Raw genomic sequence first — 9465 nt, forward strand, 5'->3', positions numbered from 1 at the left:
AAAGGGCACGGCGGTCGTCTTATCTAGACACCCTGTGCTTTTAGCAGAGAATACGTCTTTTTCGTTTACAGGTAAGGAACTCAACGAACCTATGTCACAGGATAAGAAAGTGCACGATGTTGCCATCATCGGTTCAGGACCAGCTGGCTACACTGCTGCGCTCTACGCCGCACGCGCCGAACTGAACCCAATTGTTTTTGAAGGCATCGAGTACGGCGGATCCCTGATGACCACCACTGAGGTGGAAAACTTCCCAGGTTTCCAGGACGGAATTATGGGCCCAGACCTCATGGAGAACATGCGCGCTCAGGCTGAGCGCTTCGGCGCTGAGCTACGCATGGAGCTGGTAACCAAGGTTGAGCTTGAGGGTGACATCAAGAAAATCTGGGTTGATGATGAGGAATTCCACGCCCGCACCGTCATCCTCGCCACGGGGTCCGCACCACGCTACATCGGAGCGCCAGGCGAGCAGGAGTTGCTCGGCCGCGGCGTGTCTGCCTGCGCGACCTGCGATGGTTTCTTCTTCCGCGATCATGACATCGCCGTCGTCGGTGGTGGAGACTCGGCCATGGAAGAAGCAACCTTCCTGACCAAGTTTGCTAAGTCCGTTACCATCATCCACCGCCGTGAAGAGTTCCGCGCGTCCGCCATCATGGTGGAGCGGGCCAAGGCTAACGAGAAGATCCGCTTCGCTACCAACAAGACCGTCTCCAAAGTCCTGGGTGAGAACACTGTCTCAGGTCTCGAACTCACGGATACCGTTACCGGTGAAACCTCCATCTTGGACGTCACCGCCATGTTCGTAGCAATTGGCCATGACCCACGCTCTGAGATGTTCCGTGACGTCATCGACGTTAACGACAGCGGCTACGTTCAGGTTGAGCACCCTTCCACCCGCACCAACATCCCAGGCGTTTTCGCTATTGGTGATCTTGTAGATGACCACTACCAGCAGGCGATCACCGCCGCTGGTTCCGGTTGCCGTGGCGCACTGGATGCGGAGCACTACCTAGCTGAACTCGACGCCTAATAAGGACCAACCTCAATGTCTTCAATCAAAATCACGCAGGATACGTTCAAGTCCACTGTCATTGAATCCGACAAACCAGTCCTTGTTGATTTCTGGGCCGAGTGGTGTGGCCCATGTAAGAAGCTTGGTCCTGTCATCGAAGAAGTAGCCGAAGAAATGGGCGATGCGGCCGTTGTCGGCAAGGTTGACGTGGATGCTGAGCGCGCATTGGGTGCCATGTTCCAGATTATGAGTATCCCGACGGTACTCGTTTTCAAAAGTGGCCAAAAAGTTGCTGAAATTGTAGGTGTTCGCCCTAAATCTGACTATGTTGCTGAGCTGAACAAGCACATGTAAATGGTATTCTTGTGAGCAATCTACACTCCCGAATTAGGTAAATATTTCCACTTCGATAATCGGGAAGAACGAGGCTGCAGCTCCTTAATAGCTTGGTCGATCGCCCGTTCACAAAACTAACTATTTCTGCACTTGAAAGCACAAGGAGGTAGACACGAACGTGTCTGAGATCTTGAAAGTAGGTGACCGCTCTCCACGGGTTGCCGAAGTGCGCGTCGCTTTAGCGCGCCTTGGTCTCCTTCCTGGTTACGACGATCCCGCCGCCAACACCACGGGCTCCAATCCTGTGTTCACTGAGGCTGACACATTATTTGATAATGAGCTCATGAATGCTGTGAAAGGGTTCCAGCAGTCTCGGGGCATCATCGTGACAGGCGATATTGATGAATCCACTCTTCGCGTTCTCCGTGAAGCTTCCTACCGCTTGGGTACCCGAGTACTCAGTTATCAACCAGGTAACCAAATGGTGGGCGATGACGTAGCTCAGTTGCAAAAGCAACTCCAGGAACTCGGATTCTATGCCGAGCGTGTTGATGGCAGCTTCGGTCAAGGTACGCATGAAGCACTCATCAACTACCAGATGAACTACGGCCTCAATATGGACGGCATCTGTGGGCCAAACACGATCCGTGCTTTCGGCCGCCTTGGGCGCCGCGTCACGGGTGGATCCGCCCAAGCTCTTCGCGAACGTGAACGTGTTCGCGATGCTGGCCCAAAACTGGCCGGTAAGCGAGTCGTCATTGACCCTAGCCTCGGAGGCACGGACAAAGGGCAAGTAGTAAAAGGCCAGTACGGACAGATCACAGAGGAAGAAATCATCTGGGATCTCGCTACCCGTATCGAAGGCCGCATGGTCGCCGCCGGCATGGAGACCATCATGTCACGGCCGCGCCAAGACAATCCGTCCCATAAGGAACGTGCTGAAATCGCGAACGCTTTCGGCGCTGATCTTATGATTAGCCTGCAGGCAGACAAGTACCAAAATGAAAAGGCTTCGGGCGTAGCCACGTTCTACTTCGGCTCAGAGGAAGGACATTCCTCCCTCACCGGTGAACTTCTCAGTGGCTTAATCCAGCGAGAGATTGTTGCCCGCACCAACCTAGTCAATTGTGGAAACCATGGGCGTACGTGGGATCTGCTCCGCATGACGGAGATGCCAACCGTGGAGATCGTTACCGGCTATCTCACAAATCCCGATGACGTGGCGATCTTGACCGACCCACAGGCTCGTGATGCAATCGCCGAAGCAGTAGTTGTATCCGTCAAGCGCTTGTATCTCATGGATCAGGATGACCAACCAACAGGCACCTTTAACTTTGCGGAGCTACTAAAGCAAGAAAAGCTATAAGGTAACGACTCTTAAACCAGCGCACTGGTGCGCTGGTTTTTTATGCCATAGCTTGGGCGAGGATCTCGTCCGCTATCTCGGCACTCAAGAGCGGGTGAGGTGGCGGTAGCTCTAGGTGGAGGCGAGGGATCACCGCGTGGTCTTCTACCACTTTGAAGCCAGCCGCTAGGAGCGTTTCTACGCTCATTAGACCGTTAGAAGTGCAGTCATCGGCTATTTCCCTGTATTCCGTCTTAGCAACCGTCTCATTGGCTTCTGGGGCAGGGTAGTAGCCAAATGCTTCTACTTCCTTGACGTCCATACTTAACAGTTCGTAGAGAACGGCATCAAGGAGAAGCGCTTCCAAACCTATGCCAGAAATGGCTGAGTCTATGTGCAACGAAGTAACAACTGGAACATTCGTACTCGCAGGAGCAGTGGGGAATTGGGCGCAGCCTGGTGCCAGTTCAGACTGACAATAAAGGATCGTAGCCACTGCGTGGGGTTTGTCGGTAAAGATGTTAAACCCGCCAACAGCCTTATCCAAGAGGCCATTGGCGAGCCACGCTTCCTTTTCAAATCTCCGGTCGCTTCGAGTTTTGAGGGTTGAAGCAACCTTGGCGTCCAGTTCGAAAAAGACGCTATCGAGGCATGCTGGCGAGATGGTGCTGAGAGTGTCAGCACTGAGTTTCTCTACTCTCCCTAGCATATCGGTGTTTTTAATTACCGCTCAGTAGTACTTAGCCTTCGTTGGACAGTATTGACATGATGCGATCGAAATCATCGCGATCGCCAAACTCAACAACGATCTTTCCCTTGCGCTTGCCCATGGAAACGCTGACTTTGGTGTCGAGGCTATCAGCGAGGGAATCAGCCGCACGAGTAAGGAATTCTGGGGTTGGAGCCTTTTCTCGGGTTTTCTTCTTTGGTGCTTCACCGCGATTAAGCAGGGTGACTGCTTCTTCCGTCGCGCGAACGGAAAGCCCTTCGGCAATAATGCGATCAGCAAGTGCTTCTTGTGCCTCTGCACCAGCTTTAAGGCCTAGAAGTGCACGAGCATGACCTGCGGAAAGTACACCAGCTGCCACCTTACGCTGAACGTTCACCGGTAGATTAAGGAGACGAATCATATTGGTAATCATTGGGCGAGAGCGTCCCAAACGATCAGCCAACTCATTCTGGGTGACGTTAAACTCCTGCAAGAGCTGCTGATAAGCCGCACCTTCTTCCAAAGGATTGAGCTGAACACGGTGGATATTCTCCAGCAGGGCATCGCGCAGCATGTTTGAGTCATCCGTCTTGCGAACGATTGCCGGGATCTTCTTTACCCCAGCCTTAGAGGATGCACGCCAACGACGCTCGCCCATGATGATCTCGTATCGTCCATCATCAACGGGACGAACTACGATTGGCTGAAGGAGTCCAAACTCCTTAATGGAATGAATCAGCTCGGAAAGATCATCCTCATCAAAAACCTGCCGTGGGTTCTTATCATTTGGGATGAGCAACCCGATCGGAATTTCTTGGTAACTTGCACCGAATTCTCGTTCAGCAGCTGCCTTGGCTGCTTCCGCCTTTTCCTTCGCATTGCGCTCAGCGGCCTCCGCCAGGATCGGATTAATACGGGCACCGTTCGCGTCCCGCTTCGCCTTCTTACCTGTTGAAGCCTTTGAATCTGCGGGAGTCGCTGCCTTCTTCTCGCTATCAGGACCGAATACAACATCAGCAGCACCTGAACCGATACGCTCACCCGGCCCTGGGGAAGATGTAATCAACGCTGCAAGACCGCGTCCAAGTCCGCCTTTGCGAGTTTCCTGCGTCATAACTTAACTACTCCTAGAAGTCTTGCTAGCTGTTGTTTTCTTCGTCTAGTGGCTGAATCAGCTCTTCACCTTCAGCAGGTGCTACGCCAATTGGCTCGGATTCTGCAGTGGGTTGATAATCGCCACGCTTAGCCAGCTCTCGAGCTGCGTCCAAGTAAGCCATAGCGCCTCGTGAGCCTGGGTCATACTGCAAAACGGTCTGACCGTAACCTGGAGCTTCTGAAACCTTTACTGAGCGCGGAATCTTCGTCTTAAGCACAACGTCACCAAAGTGGCCGCGAACCTCTTCCGAAACCTGTTCAGCAAGCTTGGTGCGGGCATCATACATGGTGAGCAGAATTGCAGAGATATGTAACTCAGAATTCAAGTGCTGCCGAATCATGGTGATGTTATTAAGCAGCTGCCCCACACCCTCCAGCGCGTAGTATTCGCACTGGATTGGGATCAGAACTTCGTTCACCGCAGTCATAGCGTTGATCGTGAGAAGCCCAAGTGAGGGAGGGCAGTCAATAAAGATGTAATCGAACTGAGCGTCCTTGACCCATTGGGAATTCAGCGCATCATGCAATCGGTACTCGCGGCGCACCATGGACACCAACTCAATTTCAGCACCGGCAAGATCAATGGTGGCAGGGATACAGAAAAGGTTTTCACTGGCTGTAGACTGCTGCACTGCTTCTTCAGCCGTGCATTCTCCAATGAGCATCTCATAGCTGGAGAGAGTACCGGCACGGTGTTCGACGCCAAGCGCGGTAGAAGCGTTTCCCTGTGGGTCAAGGTCAATAACTAGCACTTTTAGGCCATTTATGGCTAGGCCTGCCGCCATATTCACGCTGGTGGTAGTTTTTCCTACTCCACCTTTTTGATTGGCCACCGTCATTCGGCGGGGTTCGGTGGGGCGGGGGAGATGCAGACTATTTGGAGTCAACACCTGAGCAGCGCGGCGTGCTGCCTGCGCAATAGGCGTATCTTCCCAGTTCAGATCGTCCATGAGTCCCTTCTTCGCCGTTTCCGTTTCAGTGGAAAATTTACTCATTCCACCTTAGTGCTTTTGCCCTTTAATTTTCACGCCAGAGACATTGCTCTCTGAATTGCGAGCACTTTTACTTGATCTTTGGAATGGAGACCAGCGTTGTGGCTTCCTCTAGCTGCTGACCAACCTCAAATACCTCAGCCTTGCCGCCGCCGGCTTTCTTGATGAGTTTGGCGTCTCGTTCGATCTCTTCCTGAATGCTGGCCCCCTTCATAGCGATCATTTTGCCGCCCTTCTTTGCCAACGGGAGAGACCATCCCGCGAGCTTACCCAGGGGCGCCACGGCGCGTGACGTAACAACATCCACAAGACCGACCGCTTCCCGTACCTCTTTTTCCTCGGCACGACCGCGAATCACCGTCACATTACTCAGACCTAGGGCGTCAACAACTTCATTGAGAAAGACAGAACGTTTGAGCAGTGGTTCCACTAAGGTGATCTCAAGATCTGGGCGTGCGAGGGCGAGAGGAATGCCAGGCAGGCCGGCACCGGAACCGATATCGACAACGGTGGCACGCTCATCCATTGCTTCACCAATGACAGCGCAGTTGAGGATGTGGCGATCCCAAAGCTTCGGGATTTCACGTGGGCCCATAAAGCCGCGGATAGAACCATCCGTGGCCAGCAGACGGTGATACTCGATAGCAGCATCAAGTTTGTCACCAAAAATCTCGCCAGCGATTGCCGGAGGATCCAGCAATACATTGCCGTGCGCATCTAGATTTTCGCCATGTTTCACGTGAAACCAACCTCTTTAATGAAGAATTCTTACTCCAAAGAATTTAACACGGGCACTAGACATCGCTGCCCTCGAGCAACTAAGCCACCCCTCTTAACAGCCGTTCATCTGCCAATTCAGTCCACATAATGCTCGCGGGAAATAACACTGCTCGCATTGAGCGCGTTTTCCACCGAGACCAGCACCGGTCATGGAGATTCATCAATGCCAGATTGACCCAACAAACCAAAAACCGCCAAGTTCCATGAGGAACTTGGCGGTATAAGCAACGCAACGTTACTTTTAGCGCTTCTTGCCACCCTTACGCTTAGGGTTGTTAGGGCGCTGGCCAGGCTTTGGCGCAGATGCACGCTTTGCATCACGCTTTGCCTGCAGCTCGGCTTCCTCCTCGCGGTCCATCGCAGCGAAGACAAGGCGCTGCTGGAAGAAGGTCCAGACGTTGTTAGAAACCATGTAGAACAGCAGACCGATGTGCCAGAGAACACCGGTGAACAGGATGGTCAATGGCATGAACCACAGCATCATCTTGTTCATCATGTCGGTCTGCATTTGCATTTGAGCGTTAGCGGCTGGCTTTTGCTTACCGGATGCAAGACGCTGCTGCTGGCGGTTGACAGACAGGCGTGCATTCATGTGGGTAGCGAGCACGATGATGAGAATCAGTGGTGCTGCTACCAGCGCAATGCGTGCACGATCGAAGTCCACCGGCTGGAATGCCTGGTACATTTCCTGAGGCATTGAGATGTAAGCCGAGAGAGGAACATTGAACAGTCGAGCGTCAAGGAATGACTGAACATCCTCAGGGGAGAAGATGTAGTTCGCTGTGTTGCGGTTCTCCTCAAAACTCATTCCCAGCTGGCCAGCACCCGTACCGGTGCGGTTGAAGGAACGAAGTACGTGGAACAGACCAATGAAGACTGGAATCTGAACCAGCATTGGAAGACATCCTGCAAGTGGGTTAACACCCATGTCCTTTTGAATTTTGCGGGTCTCTTCCAGCATCTTTTGCTGGTCGTTCTTGTACTTGTTACGGATTTCCTGCATTAAAGGCTGGACTTCTTGCATCTTGCGCATGGAGCGCATTTGGTTCACCATTGGCTTCACCAGAAGCGCGCGAATGGTAAACGTCAGCAAGATAATGGCCAGCACCCAGGAAAGGCCAGAGTCTGGATTCAGCACAAAGCTGACTACTTTGTGCCAGAACCACAGAACGGCCGAGATCGGCCAGTAAATAAAGTTGAGCACCTTAGTTCAGGACTCCTTGGTGTAGTGATGGTCTAGCTGAATGACAAATAACTAAGCAATAACGTGTCACGGTGTCCACCGTGACTTGGCAGGAATGGGGTCAAAGCCACCGGGATGCCATGGGCCACACTTAGCAAGCCGAATCAGAGTCAGTACGAGACCTTTGGCAGCACCGTGCACTGACAACGCCTCCAACGCATACGCACTGCACACTGGCTCGAAACGGCAGGTAGACCCCATCTTAAGGGGAGAAAGATATTTTTGGTAGAAACGCACCGCGCGATACAGCATTTGAGCTGCCGCACCCCGAGGCGGCTGCGGAACCGCAGAATGGCTTGAATGCCCGTCTTTACGAGGCGAGTTCAGCCCGCTTACGGGCTTTTTCATATGCTCGTCGCACATCTTCGAGCAGCTCCTCAAAAGTCGCAGTAGCCGCAGGTGGCAATGCTCTAATGACCACACGGTGATCTGCTGGAATCTCCCGAGCGAGCTCTAAGAAGACATGCCGCAGTTTCCGCGAAACCGCATGCCTGGTTACTGCGTTGCCTACAGCTTTTGATACAACCAATCCGCAACGAGATCCGCCAACGGTGACGTCTGGATCGTTGTTATCAAAGACGTTGGTGCGTAAATGCACAACAACGGTGTCCCTACCAGCACGCTTGCCTTTCCGAATTGTCTGTTTGAACTCTTCGGAATTAGCGAGCTTGTGCTGACTAGGTAACACCGTTGTGTGTTTTCTGATGCCTTCGAAGCACTACTTAGAAACTAAGCGGTGAGCTTCGCACGGCCCTTGCTACGACGTGCAGCAACAATAGCGCGACCTGCACGAGTGCTCATGCGAGTACGGAAGCCGTGCTTACGTGCGCGACGACGGTTGTTCGGCTGGAACGTCCGCTTGCCCTTTGCCACGGTTAACACTCCTAAAAATTGTCATGACTGACTGCCTTAGGAAGAAGCAGAACCTTCGAGGTTCTCACTTAGTCCAGATCGCCACTAGAAACCTAGTGACCACCACATTGGTGAAGCAGCCACCCATGGAAGATGGATGATGAACTTTGGGAGTCACTCTCAATCAACGCAAACTATCTTGCGCGGAGGAAGTGAAGAGATCTGATGAGGAGTTGAACCCTTACCAGCCTGCTCTCTCAAATTATGCACGTGCGAAGGCGTAAAAAATACGCCCGTTGCAGTGACAGACTCGTTAAGACTACGTCAGTCAAAGGCCTTGAAACAAATCAACACGCCCATCCCCCCAATTCACCCCTGTAATCACAGATCTGTAATTACATCGCAGCTCATAGACACTTTCGCCGGTCATAGCGGTAGCGACACGCCCACTGATTTGACAGAGGCCTCCCAGGAAGAGCCTTTTCTTGACGTCCGGTTAAATTTCACAGGCTCTCCGTTAGACATGCCCAGTTGAGAGCAGGTAACAATTATTAACAGCAGCAAAATGTCACAACTTGTGAGTTACTACATCTGTGGATAACTCTAAAGTGAAGGTTGATACTTTGCCCAAAAGGTAGCAAATCCGCTGGTAATAGTGGCATTTTACAATTTCACAAGTTATCCACAGCATTGTGGAGAGCTTGTGGATAAACTTTTTCACAGGACTGAAATGTGTAATTTTCACAGTTGTGAATAACTCTGTGGATACCGAGGTCAAAGCTGTAATTTACTGTGATTTTCGCGGTGAACTTCCTGTGAACTAGAAGTTACAAAATTTCATGAATTTAAAGCCGACGCCTGATTGACTCAGCGTGGAATATCAATTTTGCACGCAAAGTGCGCGATAATATGAACGATTTTGTCTTTTTCACGCACTTTCCGCAGGTCATTGAAGTCGCGATGGACTCTCAAAGATCAGTGCGGCAAAAGATTTCGCCTCGGCGTGAGTAAACAACAAGAACATAAAGGATCTAAACAACA

11 protein-coding genes are annotated in these 9465 nt (G+C 52.0%); 3 read left to right on the plus strand and 8 right to left on the minus strand.

The annotated features are described in order from the left end of the window. Positions 1–91 precede the first annotated feature (91 nt). The 3 genes from trxB (at position 92) to ACXM2N_RS11455 (ending at position 2714) form a co-directional block, all read left to right on the plus strand. Positions 92–1030, plus strand: a complete 939-nt coding sequence (trxB, locus tag ACXM2N_RS11445; RefSeq protein ID WP_458488816.1) for a thioredoxin-disulfide reductase — start codon at positions 92–94, stop codon at positions 1028–1030. Positions 1031–1045: 15 nt separating this feature from the next. Next, positions 1046–1366, plus strand: a complete 321-nt coding sequence (gene trxA / locus ACXM2N_RS11450; RefSeq protein WP_458488818.1) for a thioredoxin — start codon at positions 1046–1048, stop codon at positions 1364–1366. A 160-nt stretch (positions 1367–1526) separates the two neighbouring features. Then, a complete protein-coding gene (locus tag ACXM2N_RS11455) occupies positions 1527–2714 on the plus strand; it encodes an N-acetylmuramoyl-L-alanine amidase (protein ID WP_458488820.1) in 1188 nt (395 codons plus the stop codon). 40 nt (positions 2715–2754) lie between these two features. Here the strand turns inward: ACXM2N_RS11455 and ACXM2N_RS11460 are convergent, their stop codons facing one another. From ACXM2N_RS11460 to rpmH, 8 genes are all read right to left on the minus strand, one after another. Next, complete coding sequence (locus ACXM2N_RS11460) at positions 2755–3402, minus strand: hypothetical protein (protein WP_458488822.1); 648 nt, start codon at positions 3400–3402, stop codon at positions 2755–2757. 31 nt (positions 3403–3433) lie between these two features. Next, positions 3434–4516: a ParB/RepB/Spo0J family partition protein gene (locus ACXM2N_RS11465; protein WP_458488824.1), complete on the minus strand. Its 1083-nt coding sequence runs from the start codon at positions 4514–4516 to the stop codon at positions 3434–3436. Between the two features lie 25 nt (positions 4517–4541). Further along, positions 4542–5507, minus strand: a complete 966-nt coding sequence (locus ACXM2N_RS11470) for a ParA family protein (protein WP_458491158.1) — start codon at positions 5505–5507, stop codon at positions 4542–4544. Between the two features lie 112 nt (positions 5508–5619). Next, positions 5620–6288, minus strand: coding sequence for a 16S rRNA (guanine(527)-N(7))-methyltransferase RsmG (rsmG, locus tag ACXM2N_RS11475; RefSeq protein ID WP_458488826.1), 669 nt, complete (start codon positions 6286–6288; stop codon positions 5620–5622). Between the two features lie 282 nt (positions 6289–6570). Then, a complete protein-coding gene (yidC, locus tag ACXM2N_RS11480; protein WP_458488828.1) occupies positions 6571–7533 on the minus strand; it encodes a membrane protein insertase YidC in 963 nt (320 codons plus the stop codon). 66 nt (positions 7534–7599) lie between these two features. After that, positions 7600–7935: a membrane protein insertion efficiency factor YidD gene (gene yidD, locus ACXM2N_RS11485; RefSeq protein ID WP_458488830.1), complete on the minus strand. Its 336-nt coding sequence runs from the start codon at positions 7933–7935 to the stop codon at positions 7600–7602. Continuing rightward, the gene (gene rnpA / locus ACXM2N_RS11490) at positions 7883–8260 is read right to left on the minus strand and encodes a ribonuclease P protein component (RefSeq protein WP_458488832.1); all 378 of its coding nucleotides are present in this window, start codon (positions 8258–8260) and stop codon (positions 7883–7885) included. Before rnpA ends, yidD begins: the two co-directional genes overlap by 53 nt. A gap of 41 nt (positions 8261–8301) precedes the next feature. Continuing rightward, positions 8302–8445: a 50S ribosomal protein L34 gene (rpmH, locus tag ACXM2N_RS11495; protein ID WP_458488834.1), complete on the minus strand. Its 144-nt coding sequence runs from the start codon at positions 8443–8445 to the stop codon at positions 8302–8304. Positions 8446–9465: the final 1020 nt, after the last annotated feature.

The organism is Corynebacterium sp. ZY180755, from assembly GCF_054331495.1.